Below are 18,389 nucleotides of genomic sequence, written 5' to 3'. Positions count from 1 at the left end.
GTCTAGTGAAAACTAGGCTTTTTTTACTGAAAACAGGACAAAATACTTGACAAAATCGACTGCTATACTAGTATAGCAGGGCTTGACACTACGGGCAAGCCCTTCCTAATTAGCGTTAAAAGTAATTATGAATAAGGGGAATAATCAATGTTTTGCACTTATAAAATAGGTATTTCTGCTGAGGAACATGATTCATTTGTAAAGCAATCACCACAGGCCAATCTTTTGCAGAGTAGCCAGTGGGCAACCGTAAAAAGTGAGTGGCGAAATGAGAGACTAGGCTTTTTTAAAGATGGGAAATTAGTGGCAGTCGCATCGGTGCTTATTAGAAATTTAGGATTACCATTTGGCTTCACCACGATCTACATACCTAGAGGCCCCGTTATGGATTATGAAGATGCTGAATTAGTATCATTTGTATTTAAGTCCATTAAAGAATTTGCCCTCCGAGAACGCAGTGTTGTTATAAAATTCGATCCATTTATTCGACTATCTAGTAAAACTATAACAGGAGATAGGGAAGAAGAATTAAATGTACTTGCCGTCAAAGATAGGATTGTTGATTTGGGAGGTATTTGGTCTGGTCGAGTGCAGACCATGTCGGCTACAATCCAACCTACTTGTCATGCAGTATTATATAGCGAATCCTTCTCAGAGGAATCACTAAATAAACGAGTTCGACAAAATATTCGGTCGGCGCGTAATAAAGGTATTGAGATTCGAATTGGTCGTGAGGAATTGTTAAGAGATTTTTCAGAGCTATTAAAAAAGACTGAGGAGCGCAAATCTATTCGCTTGCGGGGGAGAGAGTATTATCAAAAAATATTGAATGCCTATCCAGAAAATTCTTATATTGTAGTTGCCTATTTGGATTTAGCAAAGAGATATGAACAGTTATCTTATCTTGAAGAAAAATTAGTAAAAGAATCCATGACTTTCACCTCCACTACAAGACAATCGAAGATTGAAAATTATAAAAAAGAAACCCGAAGAATAAATGCAGAATTAGAAATGATAAATTCTCTGATTCGTAACGGGAGTAAGTTAGTTCCATTGGCTGGTACTTTGACAATTGATTTTGCAGGAACATCTGAAAATATCTATGCTGGTATGGATGAAAAGTTTAAACATTATCAGCCTGCTTTACTAACATGGGTGGAGACAGCAAAGTATGCTTTCGAACGAGGTGTGAAATGGCAAAATTTAGGAGGAATAGAGCCAACTTTAGACGGAGGCCTTTATCACTTTAAATCACATTTGAATCCAGTAGTAGAAGAGTATATTGGGGAATTCGACTTGATTGTTTCGCCAATATTATATAAGATTTTTCAAGTTTTACTGGAAATTAGAAAAAAATTAAGGAAGAAAAAATAATGACTTTTTGTCAAATAACTAAAGAAGAATTTTTAAAGCATTGTGAACAAGTAAATGAAAAATCATTTTTTCAATCTATTGAGATGGCCGGATTGCTATCCAAGCGAGGATATGATGTTCGCTATGCTGGTTTTAAAAATTCACAATCAGAAATCGTTATTTCTACTTTGCTTTTCTGTAAGAAGATGGCTGGTGGTTTGTATATGGAATTAAATTCTGGACCGCTGGTTACCGATGATGCTTATTTAGAGGAATTTTATCAATCTTTAAAAAACTATGCGAAGCGTGAAGGCGTACTTGAATTGGTGGTCAAGCCTTCCCAAGCCTATCAACTCTTTGATAGTGTAGGGAGTCCAATGAGTGAAGCAGATACTCAACTAATTGAGAAGCTGGTGCAAGTTGGATTTAAACATGATGGCTTACAAACAGGTTATCCAAATGGAGAACCTGTTTGGCATTATGTGAAGGATTTGCAAGGGTATTCAACAACGTCGTTATTGCAATCCTACAATAAAAATAGTAAACGAAACATAAAAAATTCAGAAAGTTACGGTATCAGGATTCGTAGCATCAATCATAAGGAGCTTTCAGATTTCAAAAAAATAATTGAGGAAACTGGAGCTAGACAAGGCTTTGAAGATAGAGATAGTGGTTACTATAACAGTCTTTTTGAAAGCTTTGGTACACAGGCAGATTTTTTAGTTGCAGAACTTGACCCGAAAGCCAGTCTAAAGCAAATTGAAAAGGAAATAGAAACAAGTGATAGAAATTCAAAACAGTATGCACAGCAAGTGCAGAAATTGTTGAAAAAACAAGAGGTGGTTCAAAATATTTTAAATCAAACTCAGACAGCTCCTATTTTTTTGGCATGTGCACTGATAATTTATGATGTGAATGAGGCAACTTATCTTTTTGGTGGCTCATATTCAGAGTTTCAAAGCCTATCTGCACCTTTCTTACTTCAATATGAGGCGATGCAACGTGCAATAAAACGAAATCTTAAGCGTTATAATTTCCTTGGTATTCAAGGGATATTCGACAGCTCAGATGGTGTTCTTCGATTTAAACAGAACTTTAATGGTTACATTTTGAGAAAAGCTGGTACTTTTCGCTATTATCCTCATCCTATAAAGCATAAAATAATTCAAATTATCAAAAAAATAGTAAAATAATACTATATACTTTATCGAAAGAGGTCCCCATGATTCAACCTATTATGAAAGATATTTTCTTACTGCAGCAGAAGTCTGAGCCTGCGACTCCGCTAGATGTGCAGGTCGGTCAGGATTTGCAGGACACCTTAACGGCCAACGCTCATGCCTGCGTGGGTATGGCAGCCAACATGATTGGCGTCAAAAAGCGAATTATCATCGTCAACATGGGTTTCACCAACCTGGTCATGTACAATCCCGTCCTCATCAGCAAGGCCAAGCCCTATCAGACCGAGGAGGGTTGCCTGTCGCTAGAAGGTAGCCGCCCCACCACTCGCTATCAGGAAATTGAAGTGGAGTTTTTTGATGCTTCATGGAAAAAGCAGAGCCTAAAGCTGACAGACTTCCAAGCCCAGATTGTTCAGCATGAACTAGATCATTTGGAGGGGATTATCATCTAGTAGCTACCAAATCTACCGTCAGGTAGATTTCTTTATAGTCATTTGAATTAACTTTGATACATCGTCACTTTCGCCTTGCCATACTTTAGTATAGCCTGCGCCTCAGTTCCTTGTCTGAAAGCTAATTCATTCGACTATAAAAAGGTCAAAAAAAGTCAAACAAAACCATTGACTTTTACTGACCAATGGTGTAAAATAAGATTCGTAAGGTAAAGGGCCTTACAAATTCTTTGAACAAAAGGTCAGTTTAGGTCAAACAAAAAAAGTTTGACTGACAAATTGACTAAATGGTCAGTAAAAGACAAACTTCTAAGGAGGTTGCTATGAAAGACAGGATTATACCCTATTAGCGTCATTTAGTTTATCTTTTATTACTGCGGCGAATGGGGAGTGTGAAAGAACTCGACCATTCATAGAAGAGTTCGTCAACAAGTCCTTATTTCCAGTTGTTGAGCTGAAACAGTCTATCCCCAGACTGTTTCACTCCCACCCCCGCGCAGCTCCAAAGGTTCCCCAAACCTATAGAGCTAGTACTAAAAGCAAACTAAAAGACTAAATCAATTTTTTTAAAACAAAGGTCAGTAAAAGTCAAAAAATAGAATTTATAAATGAGGTAACTACTATGAACAACAATTTCAATAACTTTAACAATATGGACGATATTTTCAATCAACTCATGGGCAACATGGGAGGTTACAGTACAGAACGTCGCCGTTATTCTATCAATGGGCGTGAAGTGACACCGGAGGAATTCGCTATGTACCGTCAGACTGGTCGCCTGCCACAGACAGAAGAAGTGGCTCAAACACAGACCAAAGGTCAGATAAAGTCAGATGGAATTCTTGCAAAACTTGGTCGAAATCTGACCCAAGATGCGCGTGATGGAAAACTGGATCCAGTCATTGGACGAAACAAGGAAATCCAAGAAACATCTGAAATCCTAGCTCGTCGGACCAAGAACAATCCTGTTTTGGTCGGTGATGCTGGTGTTGGTAAAACTGCGGTAGTGGAAGGTTTGGCTCAAGCTATTGTCAATGGTGATGTGCCAGCAGCCATTAAGAACAAGGAAATCATCTCCATCGACATTTCAGGATTGGAAGCTGGGACTCAGTATCGTGGTGCTTTTGAGGAAAATGTGCAGAATCTTGTGGATGAAGTCAAAAAAGCTGGAAATATCATTCTCTTCTTTGATGAAATTCATCAGATTTTGGGAGCCGGTAGCACTGGCGGAGACTCAGGTTCCAAGGGATTAGCGGATATTCTCAAGCCAGCTTTATCCCGTGGGGAATTGACGGTTATCGGTGCCACTACACAGGACGAATACCGCAATACTATTCACAAGAATGCTGCTCTGGCTCGTCGTTTCAATGAAGTCAAGGTCAATGCTCCGTCCGCAGAAGACACCTACCAGATTTTGAAAGGGATTAAGCCGCTTTACGAAGCTCACCACAATATTGAATTGCCAGATGAGGTCTTGAGAGCTGCGGTTGATTATTCTGTCCAATATATTCCACAACGTAGCTTGCCTGATAAGGCTATTGACCTGGTCGATGTTACCGCTGCTCACTTGGCTGCACAACATCCTGTGACAGATATTCAGACCTTAGAAGCAGAAATGGCTGAGGCAAAACAGTTGCAGTTGGAAGCAGCAGAAAAAGAAGACTACGAAAGAGCCTTGAATGAAAAGGTCCGTATTGATAAGCTACAAAAACAGATTGATAATCATACGGAGCAACAGAAAGTGGTGGCGACTGTTAATGATGTGGCTCAGGCGGTTGAGCGGATGACAGGAATTCCAGTCTCTCAAATGGGAGCTTCTGACATTGAACGACTCAAGGAATTGAAAAATCGTCTGGCAGCAAACGTTATCGGTCAAGACGATGCGGTGGAAGCTGTATCTCGTGCCATTCGTCGGAATCGTGCAGGTTTTGATGATGGCAACCGTCCAATTGGTTCCTTCCTCTTTATTGGTCCAACAGGTGTGGGTAAGACAGAGTTGGCAAAACAGTTAGCACTAGACTTGTTTGGTAACAAGGATGCCATTATTCGTTTGGATATGTCTGAATACAGCGATCGGACAGCCGTTTCCAAATTAATCGGTACCACAGCTGGCTACATTGGCTACGATGACAATTCCCATACTCTTACCGAGCGTGTCCGCCGCAATCCGTACTCAATCGTTCTTCTGGATGAGATTGAAAAAGCTGATCCACAAGTGATTACCCTTCTCTTGCAAGTGCTAGATGACGGGCATTTGACTGATGGACAGGGCAACCAAGTTAACTTTAAGAATACCATTATCATCGCTACATCTAATGCAGGTTTTGGTTATGGTGTGGAAGAAGACCAAGAAGAAGAGCCAGACATCATGGACCGTATCGCACCATTCTTCCGTCCGGAGTTCCTTAATCGTTTTAACGCAGTTATCGAATTCAAGCACTTGGATAAAGATGATCTCAAAGCCATTGTAGAATTACTCTTGGCCCAGGTCAATAATACCCTGGCGAAGAAAGGCATCCAATTAACGGTAACGGAAGCTGCCAAAGAATTCTTGATGGAAGAAGGCTATGACAAGGCCATGGGAGCCCGTCCTCTGCGCCGTGTGATTGAAAATCAGATTCGTGACAAGGTGACAGATTACTATTTGGATCATGTTGATGTCAAATATCTGGAAGCGGATGTGGTTGATGGAAGCATCCAAATAAAAGAGCAAAGCTTTGCTTAAAAATAGTGAAGAATTTGAAAAATCGGATAGAAATATCTGATTTTTTCTTTTTTGTTATTCGCTAACAAATGCTATAAAATAGGCTTTCTAGAGTACATTAAAACTTTTTTTATAAAATCCTTGACAAGTGCAAACGTTTGCGTTAAACTATATTCGTAACCGACAGAAAGGAAAACGTTTTTATGACAAATCGTACCAGTGGAATTTTGATGCATATTACCTCACTTCCAGGTAAGTTTGGTATTGGTACTTTTGGACAGTCTGCCTATGATTTTGTAGATTTCTTGGTGGAAACCAAGCAAACCTACTGGCAGATTTTACCACTAACAACTACAAGCTATGGAGATTCTCCTTACCAGTCTTTCTCTGCTATTGCAGGAAATACACACTTGATAGACTTTGACCTCTTGGTTGAAGATGGTTTATTGGCAACAGAAGATTTCCAAGATGTAAATTTTGGAGATAATCCTGAAAAAGTAGACTATGCTCTTATTTATCAAGTTCGTCGACCAATTTTGGAGAAGGCAGTTCAAGCATTTTTACAAGATGATAAGAAGAAAGCTGCTTTTCTAGAGTTTGAAAAGGCTAACTCATCTTGGTTGACAGATTATGCGGAGTTCATGGCTATCAAGGAATACTTTGGTAATAAAGCTCTCCAAGAATGGGAAGATAAAAAAGTTGTAGCTCGCAACGAGGAAGCTCTTGATAAGTACCGCTTAGAATTGGCAAATCAAATCGACTACTACAAAGTCACACAGTATTTCTTCTTCAGCCAATGGAAACAATTGAAAGAATATGCCAACAAACATCACATCAAAATCATCGGAGACATGCCAATCTATGTTTCTGCTGATAGCGTTGAAGTGTGGACAAAACCCCAACTATTCAAATTGGACAGTGAACGCAAGCCGCTTTATGTAGCAGGTGTACCAGCTGATAACTTCTCGGCAGATGGTCAATTATGGGGAAATCCTATTTACGATTGGCCAGAACATGAAAAAACAGGTTATAACTGGTGGATTTATCGTATCCATGAAAGTTTCAAACTTTATGATGTCCTTCGGATTGACCATTTCAAAGGTTTCTCAGACTTCTGGCAAGTTGATGGTAAGGCAGAAGTAGCTAAGGTTGGAACTTGGGAACCAGGTCCTGGCTACAATCTCTTTAAGGCTGTCAAAGAAACACTTGGAGACCTTCCAATCATTGCAGAAGACCTTGGAAACATTGACGCTAAAGCTCGCAAATTGCTTGCGGATTGTGGCTATCCAGGCATGAAAATCTTAGAATTTGGTTTCTTTGATGTAACGGGTAAGAGTATCGATGCTCCACACCGTTGCATTCCAAATTCAGTTGCCTACACTGGAACTCACGATAATGAGGTTGTCAATGGCTGGTACAACAATCTTGATCCAGAACAACAAGAATACGTGGATGCCTACAGCAACCGTAAGCCGATTGAAAAAGTTAGCCAAGCTATGCTCCGTATGCTGTTTGCAACAGTGAGTGATACAGCTATCGCAACCATGCAAGACGTCCTAGACTTGGGTGAAGAAAGTCGAATGAATATGCCGTCAACTATCGGTGGAAACTGGGAATGGCGCATGAAAGCTGAAGACTTGACCCAAGAACGCAAAGACTTCTTGACAAAAATGACATTACTATACCAACGAGGAAATGAAAACCATGACTAAATTTACAACATTTGCAGAAACAAACACTTCGAAGAAATTAGCTGATTTGACAAATGAAGAAATCTATCTTCAATTGTTAAACTACGTAAAAGAAGCTGCAGCGACAAAACCAAAAAACACTGGAAAACGTAAAGTTTACTATATCTCAGCTGAGTTTCTTATTGGTAAACTCTTGTCAAACAACTTGATTAACTTGGGTGTTTACAAAGATATTCAAGCGGAATTAGCAGCTGCTGGAAAATCTTTAGCACAAGTTGAAGACGTTGAACCAGAACCATCACTTGGTAACGGTGGTTTGGGACGTCTGGCTTCATGTTTCGTTGATTCTATGTCAACACTTGCTATCAACGGTGAAGGTGTTGGTCTGAACTACCACTGTGGTCTTTTCCGTCAAGTATTTAAGAAAAACGAGCAAGAAGCAGAGCCAAACTTCTGGATTGAAAATGATTCTTGGTTGATTCCAACAACTATCAGCTATGATGTTCCATTCAAAAACTTCACTTTGAAATCAAAATTGGATCGTCTTGATATTCTTGGCTATAAAAAAGAGACTAAGAACTACCTCAATTTGTTTGATATTGAGTCAGTAAACTATGACTTGATTACAGACGGTATTTCATTTGACAAGACTGATATTAAAGAAAACTTGACACTCTTCTTGTACCCAGATGATTCTGATAAGAATGGTGAATTGCTCCGTATCTACCAACAATATTTCATGGTATCAAATGCGGCTCAACTTTTGATTGATGAAGCAATTGAGCGCGGTTCAAACTTACATGACTTGGCTGACTACGCTTATGTGCAAATCAACGATACTCACCCATCAATGGTGATTCCTGAGTTGATCCGTCTTTTGACTGAAAAACATGGTATTGAATTTGCGGAAGCAGTTGCCATCGTTAAGAATATGACTGGTTACACAAACCACACTATCTTGGCGGAAGCGCTTGAAAAATGGCCACTTGAGTTCCTTGAAGAAGTGGTGCCGCACTTGGTTGATATTATCAAAGAATTGGATGCCCTTATTCGTGCAGAAATTAAAGACCCAGCAGTCCAAATCATTGATGAATCAGGTCGTGTACACATGGCTCACATGGATATCCACTTCTCTAACTCAGTGAACGGTGTAGCTGCGCTTCACACAGAAATCCTCAAAAACTCTGAATTGAAAGCTTTCTACGAGCTTTACCCAGAAAAATTCAACAATAAAACAAACGGTATCACTTTCCGCCGTTGGTTGGAATTTGCCAACCAAGACCTCGCTGACTACATCAAAGAATTGATTGGCGATGAATACTTGACAGATGCGACTAAGCTTGAGAAATTGCTGGCCTTTGCTGATGACAAAGAAGTTCATGCTAGGTTGGCTGAAATCAAACACAACAACAAATTGGCCCTTAAACGTTACCTCAAAGATAACAAGGGTATCGAGTTGGACGAAAACTCTATCATTGATACACAAATCAAACGTTTCCACGAGTACAAACGCCAACAAATGAATGCCTTGTATGTCATCCACAAGTATCTTGAAATCAAGAATGGTAATCTGCCAAAACGTAAAATCACGGTTATCTTCGGAGGTAAGGCTGCTCCAGCTTACGTGATTGCCCAAGACATTATTCACTTGATTCTCTGCTTGTCTGAGTTGATCAACAACGACCCAGAAGTCAGCAAGTACCTCAACGTTCACTTGGTAGAAAACTACAATGTAACCGTTGCTGAAAAACTCATCCCTGCAACAGATATTTCTGAGCAAATTTCATTGGCTTCTAAAGAAGCGTCAGGTACAGGTAACATGAAGTTCATGCTCAACGGTGCCTTGACACTTGGTACCATGGACGGTGCCAACGTTGAGATTGCTGAGTTGGCTGGTATGGACAACATCTATACATTTGGTAAAGATTCAGATACCATCATCGACTTGTACGATAAGGCTGGATATGTATCTGCTGACTACTACAATGGCGATGCCAATATCAAACGTGCAGTTGACTTTATCGTCAGCGATGAAATCAAAGTACTTGGTAATGAAGAACGCCTTGGTCGTCTCCATCATGAATTGATTTCGAAAGACTGGTTCATGACCTTGATTGACTTGGCTGAGTACATTGAAGTCAAGGAGCAAGTCTTTGCAGACTACGAAGATCAAGATTCATGGAACAAGAAAGTTGTTCACAACATTGCCAAAGCAGGATTCTTCTCATCTGACCGTACAATCGAGCAGTATAACGAAGATATCTGGCACAGTAAATAATCCAAAATAAAAGAATGTTTCCGAGTGGGAACATTCTTTTTTAGTATGTTTAGTTTTTACCGTTTAGCCATGGATACAAAAGTGACCTTATCTGGTCGATAGGTGATGGTTCCGTACTGAAAAGGACGGCCGTCTGCTAAATAGGTGGTACTGGTAACGGAGACCACCATGTCGTAGCCTGACAGGTCTAGCAGGCTTTTTTCTTCTTCGTTTGCAAAGCGGAAGGAAATTTCTCGACGAGAATGGGAAATCTCTAGACCTAATTCTTCTTCCAAATACTGATAAATGGAGCTTTCAGCGACTTCCTTACTGAGATAGGGGACAATCCTACGGTCAAAGTAGGAAATCTCATACTCTAATCGCTCACCGTCGATAGTCCGAACGCGGCTGACACGGTACAGATCCGTTTTTTCATCCACTTCCAATTCCTTCATGACCTCTGGCTGACCTTGGACAATATAGAGGTTGGTCAATTCGGTCTGGACTTGATGGTGGGCAGAGCGGTTGAGTTCACTGACGGTTTTCAATTCGGACACAAATGGTTTTCTGACCAGGTTATGGTCCAAAATAATGGAATTTCTCCCTTGACGTTTTTGGATATAGCCATCCATCTCCAACAGCGATAGGGCCTTGCGGATGGTGTCCTTGGAATAGGAATAAATCTCCATCAGTTCATTTTCTGTAGGCATCTCTTGATTGGCCTGCCAGATATTTTGTTCAATTTTTTCCTTGATGTCAGCGTAGACTTTCTTGTATTTACTCATTGGGGGTAACTTCCTAGCTTGCTATTTACCGTTAGTATATCATAAAAAATGCCAAAGGTCAGTATTCTAAGTCTAGACAAACTTTTACGTAAAACTAATAAAATTATTCCGTAAAACTATTGACACTTGAAAACGTTTACGTTATAATAAGGCTACAAGTTGAATACGTTTTACGAAGTAAATAGAAAGGAGAGATATGAAATTACTAACAGTCAATGTTCATGCTTGGCTAGAAGAGGACCAGCATGAGAAATTGGATATTTTAGCTCAGACCATTGCCCAAAAGCAATATGATGTGATTGCTCTTCAGGAAGTCAACCAGTTGATGACAAGTCCTCTGGTGACCAAGGACTTACGGCAAGACAATTATGGTCTGGTCCTGCTTGAGAAACTGAGAGAGCTTGGAGTGACAGGCTATTCTTATTTCTGGTCCAATTCCCATATCGGTTATGACAAATACGATGAAGGGATTGCCTTCTTGACTAAACTACCTGTCTATGAAGTGGATGCCTTCTACTGCAGTCAGAACAAAGATTTGACATCAATCTTGTCTAGAAAAATCATTGGTTTGACGGTCTTGTATGAGAAGGAATTGATTGACATTTATTCTTGTCATATCAATCTTCCTGACAGTAAAGAAGAAAATCAGCTAGATAATATTCGCTCGATTGTGGAACGGACAAGTTCGGATCGCTTGAAAATTCTAATGGGAGATTTCAATACGGATGCCTTGTCAAATCCACAAGCCTATCAAGCTATCAAGGACTTAGGTTTATATGATAGTTATGATTTGGCCGAGGAAAAGGATAGGGGAATCACCGTTGAAAAAGCCATTGATGGGTGGGCAGGTCATAGTCAGGAAAAACGTCTGGACTATGTGTTCTTAAATCAGAAAAGACAGGTACAATCCAGTCGTGTGATTTTCAATGGGGATAATCTTCCCATTATTTCAGACCACTTTGGTGTGGAAGTTAACATTAGTATTTAAAGGTCAACTGACCAAGAAAAAATTTAGGAGAAACACATGAAAAAATTTCTTAGTTTTGAATTTTGGCAAAAATTCGGTAAATGTTTGATGGTCGTGATCGCCGTTATGCCGGCGGCAGGTCTCATGGTTTCTATCGGAAACTCGATTCCACTAATCAGTCCTGAATCAGAATTGCTCATTCGTATTGGGAATATCATTGCCCAAATCGGTTGGGGAATTATCGGAAACCTTCACTTGCTCTTTGCCTTGGCAATCGGTGGTAGCTGGGCTAAAGAGAAAGCTGGTGGTGCATTCTCTGCTGGTCTTGCCTTCATCTTGATTAACTTGATTACTGGTCACTTCTTCGGTGTAACGACTGATATGTTGGCAGATGCGACTGCGACTGTTAGCACTGTATTTGGAACTCAAATTCCAGTATCTGGCTACTTTGTCAATATCCTTGGTCAGCCTGCTTTGAACATGGGTGTCTTTGTAGGGATTATTGCTGGTTTTGTTGGTGCGACTGCTTACAACAAATACTACAACTATCGCAAGTTGCCAGATGTATTGACCTTCTTTAACGGCAAACGCTTTGTGCCATTTGTTGTCATCTATCGTTCTGTCCTTGTAGCGCTAGGTTTGGCAATCTTCTGGCCTCTTGTACAAACTGGTATTAACAGTTTTGGTAAATGGATTGCAACCTCACAAGACACAGCTCCTATTGTAGCTCCATTCGTTTATGGTACCTTGGAACGTTTGCTTCTTCCATTTGGTCTTCATCACATGTTGACTATTCCGATGAACTATACGTCACTTGGTGGTACCTATGACATCTTGACAGGTGCTCAAGCAGGTACACAAGTATTTGGTCAAGATCCGCTTTGGTTGGCTTGGATTACAGACTTGATTAACCTCAAGGATGCTGGTGATATGGCTCAGTACAATGACTTGCTTGCTAATGTAACGCCTGCTCGCTTTAAAGTAGGTCAAATGATTGGTTCCTCTGGTATTCTCATGGGCTTGACCCTTGCTATGTACCGCAATGTTGATGAGGATAAGAAGAAAAAATATCGTGGTATGTTCCTTTCATCTGCTGCAGCCGTTTTCTTGACAGGTGTAACAGAACCAATTGAGTTTATGTTCATGTTTGCAGCAATGCCACTCTATGTCGTTTATGCTTTTGTACAAGGTGCTGCTTTTGCTATGGCGGATATTGTCAATTTGCGTATGCACTCATTTGGTAATATCGAATTCCTTACACGTACACCGATAGCGATCAAAGCTGGTATTGGTATGGACGTTGTCAACTTTATCTGGGTAACAGCCCTCTTTGCGGTTGGTATGTACTTCATTGCCAACTTTATGATTCAAAAATTCAACCTAGCAACAGCTGGACGCAATGGTAACTATGATACAGAAACAACGGATGTGGTTTCAAACTCAAACGTAGATACTGCAGATGCTAATTCACAAGTGGTACAAATCATCAACTTGCTTGGTGGTCGTGATAATATCGCAGATGTGGATGCTTGTATGACTCGTCTTCGCGTTAGTGTTAAAGATGTGACACAGGTTGGAGATGAAAATGCTTGGAAACAGGCTGGTGCTATGGGCTTGATTATCAAAGACTCAGGTGTTCAAGCAGTCTATGGACCAAAAGCAGATGTTCTCAAATCAGACATTCAAGACTTACTAGAATCAGGCGTAGCCATCCCTCGTACGGAAATTGTTGCGACTGAAACAGTAGTTGAGGAAGCACAATTCAAGGGTGTGACCGAGGCAGTTTATGCTGTTGCTGAAGGTCAAGCCATTGCCATCACAGAAGTGAAAGATCCGGTCTTCTCACAAAAAATGATGGGCGACGGTTATGCAGTTGAGCCTAGCTCCGGCAATGTTTACGCACCAGTTTCAGGTATCGTAACCAGTGTCTTCCCAACCAAGCACGCTGTCGGGATTTTGTCTGACAAGGGTGTAGAAGTTTTAGTTCACGTTGGTTTAGACACAGTTGCACTAAACGGTGCTCCATTCTCAACTAAGGTAACAGATGGTCAACGTGTTGAAGCAGGGGATTTGCTCCTTGTTGCAGACCTTGAAGCAATTCGCTCAGCAGGACGTGAAACAACCATCGTTGTTGCCTTCACAAACACAGCAGAAATCAAATCAGTCAGCCTTGGAAATCTTGGGCAAGTAAGCAAAGATAGTCAAGTTGCGACAGTTGAGTTGTAAAAAGTAAAAAAGATTGAAAAGATGATTGCAGTCAACTCTTTTCAATCTTTTTCTTTTGGATAGTATGCCATCAGTATTTTTCTAATTTCTTCGCTTCTTTTTTACCTTTTTCAGCGATATGGAGGAAATAAATAGACCAAGCAAGGAAAAATAAGGGAATGATACCACTTCTAAACAATGCGAATGGGGTTTCAAAGAGAAAACCAAACCAAAAACTGGTACCAGTTCGTTCCCATAGTCCTGGAGTTAGGTACCAGGATTTAGGATTCCAAAGTGTGTATCCATTTTGGAGTCCAACTTGGTAATGGATAAAAAATAAAGTCAGAAATAATCCGAAATAGGAGTAGGCATAATTTTGGTAGCGTGAATAGAATGCTTTTTTCGATTCGGTATCAGAAAAAATTTCAGTGCTTGAAGCTTCGATTGTTTGTTGAAAATAATGGATGCCACATCTACGACTACCTTGTATAGGTTGCCAACCACAGTCTTCAAATAGAGAGAGGTAATTTGAATATTCTCCTTTTGCAATATGTTCATGAAAATCAAGGCGTACGGGATGAGGGGGTTGACTACATTTTTCAAAATGATAGGCTGCTGTCCACGGAGTTACTTTGACAAGCTGATAACCTTCGGATTGAATCGAATTAATCCAATGTTCTTCCTCTTGTAAACTGGTAAATAATTTGTGTCTTATCATGGCTTCCTCCTTAAAAACCTAATTCTTTGGCAATATGATGTAGTTTTTGAATACGCTGTGTTTCCAGTTTAATAATCTCTTGGCCCGTTGCTGTTACTTGATAGACTTTTCTTCTTTTATCGGAACTTGGAACGGAACAAATCCATTTTAGTTTCAAAAGATTCTCAATCGCTCCATACATGGTTCCTGCAGCGATTTTCACATCACCATCACTCATATCCTCTACTTTTTGCATGATATGGTAGCCATGGGCAGGTTCCAAGAGGGCTAATAGAATATAGTAGGTTGTCTCCGTTAAGGGGAGATGCTTGTTCCTTTTCATTTGGCTTCTCCTATATAGTTCAAATGTATAGTTGTACTACATATTATATATCGAGAAACTATACATGTCAACTGTATAGTGAAGAAGATTTTAAAAATCTTCTCAATCCTTGCCATTTATGGTATAATAAAGCGATTTTATAAAATGTAGGAGGTTCCCCATGGGACGTAAATGGGCCAATATTGTAGCCAAGAAAACCGCAAAAGACGGTGCTAACTCAAAAGTTTACGCCAAATTTGGTGTTGAAATCTATGTAGCAGCGAAAAAGGGTGACCCAGATCCAGAAACAAACTCAGCGCTGAAATTTGTTATCGACCGTGCTAAGCAAGCGCAGGTTCCAAAACACATCATTGACAAGGCCATTGACAAGGCAAAAGGAAACACAGACGAAACTTTCGTAGAAGGTCGTTACGAAGGCTTTGGACCAAATGGTTCTATGATTATTGTTGATACTTTGACATCAAACGTAAACCGTACTGCAGCTAACGTGCGCTCTGCTTTTGGTAAAAACGGCGGTAACATGGGTGCATCTGGTTCTGTATCATTCATGTTTGATAAAAAAGGTGTGGTTGTCTTTGCTGGTGATGATGCAGACGCCATCTTCGAATTGCTCCTTGAAGCAGATGTCGAAGTGGATGACGTAGAAGCAGAAGACGACACAATCACTGTCTATACAGCTCCAACAGATTTGCACAAGGCCATCGTGGCACTTAAAGAATCAGGAATCCAAGAGTTCAACGTCACTGAACTTGAAATGATCCCACAATCAGAAGTATCACTTGACGGCGATGACCTCGCAACATTTGAAAAACTCTACGACGCCCTCGAAGACGACGAAGACGTCCAAAAAATCTACACGAATGTGGATGGGTTTTAGTATAAAAAAGTGCTGGTAGCACTTTTTTTATATTAAAAGGTTGGAGATTGGAACTGCCGGCAGGCAGTTTTCTTTATACTCAAAAGTCCAGTGGACTGCCAATTTTATTAGAAGGCTGGAAATCGGAACTGCGCTAGGCAGTTTTCTTTATATCCAATTACTCAAAGACGATAGTTGTTGGAACTAGAGAAGTGGGGATATTTTAGCTTAAGTTTGAAGAAGGTACGATGGAAGAATTTGCGGAGTTTTCGGTGGCTGATAGTAGAGTGCTTGATAGATGAGGTATAAGGAAAAACTATAGCCAGGCTTTGGAAATATCTATTTGAATGGTCACGGGTTTTCTGTTATCATAGAATGATAATAAGATTAGGAGAATGTATGTCAAATAATTTACTTGTTTTACAATCAGATTTTGGATTAGTGGATGGAGCTGTGTCAGCTATGATTGGTGTGGCTCTTCAGGAGTCGCGTGACCTAGTTGTTCACAACCTCACCCACGATATTACTCCGTACAATATCTTTGAGGGTTCATATCGCCTCTTTCAAACGGTCGAATACTGGCCGGAGGGGACAACATTTGTTTCGGTTGTTGATCCGGGAGTTGGTTCAAAACGTAAGAGTGTAGTAGCTTTGACCGAACAAAATCACTACATTGTAACGCCAGATAATGGGACGCTATCCTTCATCAAAAAATATGTGGGGATAAAGGCGGTTCGAGAAATTTCAGAGGTGGCCAATCGCCGTGCCAATACAGAACATTCGTACACCTTCCATGGTCGAGATGTTTATGCCTATACGGGAGCTAAATTGGCTTCTGGACACATTAGCTTTGAAGAAGTTGGTCCAGAATTAAGCGTGGATGAGATTGTGGAAATTCCAACAGTCCCAACGGAAGTTGGTTCGGACTATGTAAAAGGTACAATTGATATTCTGGATGTTCGATTCGGCTCGCTTTGGACCTCGATTACGAGGGAAGAATTTTACACCTTGCAACCGCAGTTTGAAGATCGCTTTGAAGTGACCATATACAATAACGACATGCTTGTGTATCAAAACCAAGTAACCTATGGCAAGTCCTTTGCGGATGTACGTATCGGACAACCATTGATTTATATCAATTCCCTCTATCGTGTAGGTGTTGCAATTAATCAGGGCTCATTTGCCAAGGCTTATAATGTCGGTGTAGGTCAAAACTGGCATATTGAAATCAAACGTATTAGTAATTAAAGAAATTTTAGGAGATAGTTATGAAAAATAATTCAATCAAAACAGTTGTTGCTACTGGTATCGGCGCAGCACTCTTTGTGGTTATTGGTTTGCTGATTAGTATTCCAACCTTTGTACCAAATACCTACATTCAATTGCAGTATGCAGTTCAGTCGCTCTTGTCAATTGTTTTTGGACCAATTGTTGGTTTCTTTGTAGGGCTTATTGGTCATGCCTTTATAGACGCACTGCGAGGAGGGTCGCCTTGGTGGTCATGGGTTCTAGCCTCAGCAGTTTTCGGCTTGGTGTTAGGTTTTGCTAGAAATCGTCTGCGTATTCAAGAAGGAATTTTTGACGGAAAAGATATTTTTGCTTTCAATATTTTTCAAGCAGTAGCTAACCTCATTGCTTGGGGAGTCATTGCCCCAGTTTTAGATATTCTTATCTATAGTGAGGCGGCGAATAAGGCCTTTGCACAGGGACTTGTGGCAGGTATTGCAAACAGTATTACAGTTGCTATTGCAGGGACACTCCTTTTGGCTGTTTATGCAAAATCTCAAACGAAGACAGGTAGTTTGTCTAAAGATTAAGTTTTTATTTTCCCTAGAAAAAATTCTAGGGTTTTTTCAATACCCAAAAACACAAATATGATATAATAATATAAAACAAATAAATACATGTGTTCAAGGGGAGAAGTATGGTCTGGACAGAAGAAAAGTTGGGACCGATTATTCATTCTATACTCAATCCTGACGAGGAAGTTTTAAGTCTTTATCAATCGAAAACGACGAAATCAATTTATGGATGCATTCTTTGGAATAGTTATTATTATAAGGTTTTCCGAGTTAGTAACCACCCATCACAATCTACATATAAACAGCCAACTTTTTATGATTTCCATGGCGAATTTTATATGAAAGGAGCGATTCGGACCTACCTTTACCACACGAACAGTTGGTATGAACTTAGTAAACAAAGCTACTACCTTCTTCTCTTTTTTCAAAAGTTATGGGATGAAAAGCAAGAGGTGGAGGCGAGTTGGCAAAATGGTAGAATGCAGATTCGCTTAGTGGTTGAAGAAGAGGGGTGGCAAGTCCATTACCGTTTTCCAGATAATCAGGCAAGGGAGGTTGAACGCTTATTGGCCTCAGGCATGCTGGTGGCCATTCGCTCCTCCAGAAATTTTATCAAGATACGGACGAGTCGTTTTGTTGCACCGTATATAGCTCTAATCAAACAGCGTCAACTTTATCGAAAAAAGCCTAGTAAAGCTATGCTCCAGTGGGAAAAATACCAAAGTCAACTTATTGAAATCCAAAGGACCTATCGGCTAGTGGAGGAAAGTGCTCCGCAAACTTTTTTTGGACACTGGTTGAATAAGGTCCAACTCTATCTCTGCTCTGCCATTGCCAGCTATTGGGAAGAAGTTATTAAAGGAGTGGAGTGGCAGGAGGCAAGAGAAATCAAAGAGCAAAGGAAAGCCGAGAAGCCACATAATCCTATTGAAGATAAATGGAAGGAAAATATTGCTAGACGCCATAAGCGAAAAGTGGACCAACTTATCGGACATGATACCTTGGAAAAACTCCGACAACTGAAAACAGAATTAGACGACTAAGAAGTTATAGCGAACCTTCAATAAATGGGAGTGGGAAAGAACTCGACTAAGTC

At 40.2% G+C, this 18,389-nt stretch carries 15 protein-coding genes; 12 read left to right on the top strand and 3 right to left on the bottom strand.

Annotation, left to right across the window (positions count from 1 at the left end; translation table 11 throughout):
- The first annotated feature begins 147 nt into the window (after positions 1-147).
- The 6 genes from F9856_RS10500 (at position 148) to glgP (ending at position 9,659) form a co-directional block, all read left to right on the top strand.
- Positions 148-1,374, top strand: a complete 1,227-nt coding sequence (locus F9856_RS10500) for a peptidoglycan bridge formation glycyltransferase FemA/FemB family protein (RefSeq protein ID WP_202106560.1) — start codon at positions 148-150, stop codon at positions 1,372-1,374.
- Positions 1,374-2,546 carry a peptidoglycan bridge formation glycyltransferase FemA/FemB family protein gene (locus tag F9856_RS10495; RefSeq protein WP_024376464.1) on the top strand — a complete coding sequence of 391 codons (1,173 nt, stop codon included), beginning with the start codon at positions 1,374-1,376 and terminating at the stop codon, positions 2,544-2,546. The genes F9856_RS10500 and F9856_RS10495 overlap by 1 nt, the downstream gene beginning before the upstream one ends.
- Positions 2,547-2,575: 29 nt before the next feature.
- Positions 2,576-2,986 carry a peptide deformylase gene (locus F9856_RS10490; RefSeq protein WP_202106559.1) on the top strand — a complete coding sequence of 137 codons (411 nt, stop codon included), beginning with the start codon at positions 2,576-2,578 and terminating at the stop codon, positions 2,984-2,986.
- A gap of 622 nt (positions 2,987-3,608) precedes the next feature.
- The gene (locus F9856_RS10485; protein ID WP_202106558.1) at positions 3,609-5,711 is read left to right on the top strand and encodes an AAA family ATPase; all 2,103 of its coding nucleotides are present in this window, start codon (positions 3,609-3,611) and stop codon (positions 5,709-5,711) included.
- Positions 5,712-5,893: 182 nt separating this feature from the next.
- Entirely contained in the window at positions 5,894-7,402 is a 1,509-nt protein-coding gene (malQ, locus tag F9856_RS10480; protein WP_011922661.1) for a 4-alpha-glucanotransferase, read from the top strand.
- Complete coding sequence (gene glgP / locus F9856_RS10475) at positions 7,395-9,659, top strand: glycogen/starch/alpha-glucan family phosphorylase (protein WP_202106557.1); 2,265 nt, start codon at positions 7,395-7,397, stop codon at positions 9,657-9,659. The genes malQ and glgP overlap by 8 nt, the downstream gene beginning before the upstream one ends.
- 56 nt (positions 9,660-9,715) lie before the next feature.
- Here glgP and F9856_RS10470 read toward each other — a convergent pair whose 3' ends face one another.
- On the bottom strand, positions 9,716-10,423 hold the full coding sequence (locus F9856_RS10470) for a GntR family transcriptional regulator (RefSeq protein WP_029943684.1): 708 nt from the start codon (positions 10,421-10,423) through the stop codon (positions 9,716-9,718).
- Positions 10,424-10,619: 196 nt separating this feature from the next.
- Between F9856_RS10470 and F9856_RS10465 the strand changes: the two genes are divergently transcribed.
- A complete protein-coding gene (locus F9856_RS10465) occupies positions 10,620-11,411 on the top strand; it encodes an endonuclease/exonuclease/phosphatase family protein (RefSeq protein WP_029188818.1) in 792 nt (263 codons plus the stop codon).
- A gap of 36 nt (positions 11,412-11,447) precedes the next feature.
- Positions 11,448-13,616 carry a PTS transporter subunit IIBC gene (locus tag F9856_RS10460; RefSeq protein ID WP_202106556.1) on the top strand — a complete coding sequence of 723 codons (2,169 nt, stop codon included), beginning with the start codon at positions 11,448-11,450 and terminating at the stop codon, positions 13,614-13,616.
- 70 nt (positions 13,617-13,686) lie between these two features.
- Here the strand turns inward: F9856_RS10460 and F9856_RS10455 are convergent, their stop codons facing one another.
- Both F9856_RS10455 and F9856_RS10450 read right to left on the bottom strand, forming a co-directional pair.
- On the bottom strand, positions 13,687-14,313 hold the full coding sequence (locus F9856_RS10455) for a DUF2812 domain-containing protein (RefSeq protein WP_024386583.1): 627 nt from the start codon (positions 14,311-14,313) through the stop codon (positions 13,687-13,689).
- 10 nt (positions 14,314-14,323) lie between these two features.
- Entirely contained in the window at positions 14,324-14,635 is a 312-nt protein-coding gene (locus F9856_RS10450) for a PadR family transcriptional regulator (RefSeq protein WP_004194196.1), read from the bottom strand.
- A gap of 160 nt (positions 14,636-14,795) precedes the next feature.
- Between F9856_RS10450 and F9856_RS10445 the strand changes: the two genes are divergently transcribed.
- The 4 genes from F9856_RS10445 to F9856_RS10430 all read left to right on the top strand — a co-directional run bounded on the left by F9856_RS10445 (position 14,796) and on the right by F9856_RS10430 (position 18,336).
- Positions 14,796-15,512: a YebC/PmpR family DNA-binding transcriptional regulator gene (locus tag F9856_RS10445; RefSeq protein ID WP_202106555.1), complete on the top strand. Its 717-nt coding sequence runs from the start codon at positions 14,796-14,798 to the stop codon at positions 15,510-15,512.
- 378 nt (positions 15,513-15,890) lie between these two features.
- Entirely contained in the window at positions 15,891-16,739 is an 849-nt protein-coding gene (locus tag F9856_RS10440) for an SAM hydrolase/SAM-dependent halogenase family protein (RefSeq protein WP_105150656.1), read from the top strand.
- Between the two features lie 20 nt (positions 16,740-16,759).
- A complete protein-coding gene (locus F9856_RS10435; RefSeq protein WP_202106554.1) occupies positions 16,760-17,308 on the top strand; it encodes an ECF-type riboflavin transporter substrate-binding protein in 549 nt (182 codons plus the stop codon).
- Positions 17,309-17,415: 107 nt separating this feature from the next.
- Entirely contained in the window at positions 17,416-18,336 is a 921-nt protein-coding gene (locus F9856_RS10430) for a hypothetical protein (protein WP_029177792.1), read from the top strand.
- Positions 18,337-18,389: the final 53 nt, after the last annotated feature.

This window comes from Streptococcus suis, assembly GCF_016743335.1.
Lineage (GTDB): Bacteria > Bacillota > Bacilli > Lactobacillales > Streptococcaceae > Streptococcus > Streptococcus suis_Y.
Note: the sequence above shows the minus strand (reverse complement) of the source record. Positions and strands in the feature narration are given on the sequence as shown.

What these genes read in the sequence shown, in the direction of transcription:
- F9856_RS10500 (WP_202106560.1), top strand. Translation starts at nt 148, where the DNA reads ATGTTTTGCACTTATAAAATAGGTATTTCTGCTGAGGAACATGATTCA.
- F9856_RS10495 (WP_024376464.1), top strand. Translation starts at nt 1,374, where the DNA reads ATGACTTTTTGTCAAATAACTAAAGAAGAATTTTTAAAGCATTGTGAA.
- F9856_RS10490 (WP_202106559.1), top strand. Translation starts at nt 2,576, where the DNA reads ATGATTCAACCTATTATGAAAGATATTTTCTTACTGCAGCAGAAGTCT.
- F9856_RS10485 (WP_202106558.1), top strand. Translation starts at nt 3,609, where the DNA reads ATGAACAACAATTTCAATAACTTTAACAATATGGACGATATTTTCAAT.
- malQ (WP_011922661.1), top strand. Translation starts at nt 5,894, where the DNA reads ATGACAAATCGTACCAGTGGAATTTTGATGCATATTACCTCACTTCCA.
- glgP (WP_202106557.1), top strand. Translation starts at nt 7,395, where the DNA reads ATGACTAAATTTACAACATTTGCAGAAACAAACACTTCGAAGAAATTA.
- F9856_RS10470 (WP_029943684.1), bottom strand. Translation starts at nt 10,423, where the DNA reads ATGAGTAAATACAAGAAAGTCTACGCTGACATCAAGGAAAAAATTGAA.
- F9856_RS10465 (WP_029188818.1), top strand. Translation starts at nt 10,620, where the DNA reads ATGAAATTACTAACAGTCAATGTTCATGCTTGGCTAGAAGAGGACCAG.
- F9856_RS10460 (WP_202106556.1), top strand. Translation starts at nt 11,448, where the DNA reads ATGAAAAAATTTCTTAGTTTTGAATTTTGGCAAAAATTCGGTAAATGT.
- F9856_RS10455 (WP_024386583.1), bottom strand. Translation starts at nt 14,313, where the DNA reads ATGATAAGACACAAATTATTTACCAGTTTACAAGAGGAAGAACATTGG.
- F9856_RS10450 (WP_004194196.1), bottom strand. Translation starts at nt 14,635, where the DNA reads ATGAAAAGGAACAAGCATCTCCCCTTAACGGAGACAACCTACTATATT.
- F9856_RS10445 (WP_202106555.1), top strand. Translation starts at nt 14,796, where the DNA reads ATGGGACGTAAATGGGCCAATATTGTAGCCAAGAAAACCGCAAAAGAC.
- F9856_RS10440 (WP_105150656.1), top strand. Translation starts at nt 15,891, where the DNA reads ATGTCAAATAATTTACTTGTTTTACAATCAGATTTTGGATTAGTGGAT.
- F9856_RS10435 (WP_202106554.1), top strand. Translation starts at nt 16,760, where the DNA reads ATGAAAAATAATTCAATCAAAACAGTTGTTGCTACTGGTATCGGCGCA.
- F9856_RS10430 (WP_029177792.1), top strand. Translation starts at nt 17,416, where the DNA reads ATGGTCTGGACAGAAGAAAAGTTGGGACCGATTATTCATTCTATACTC.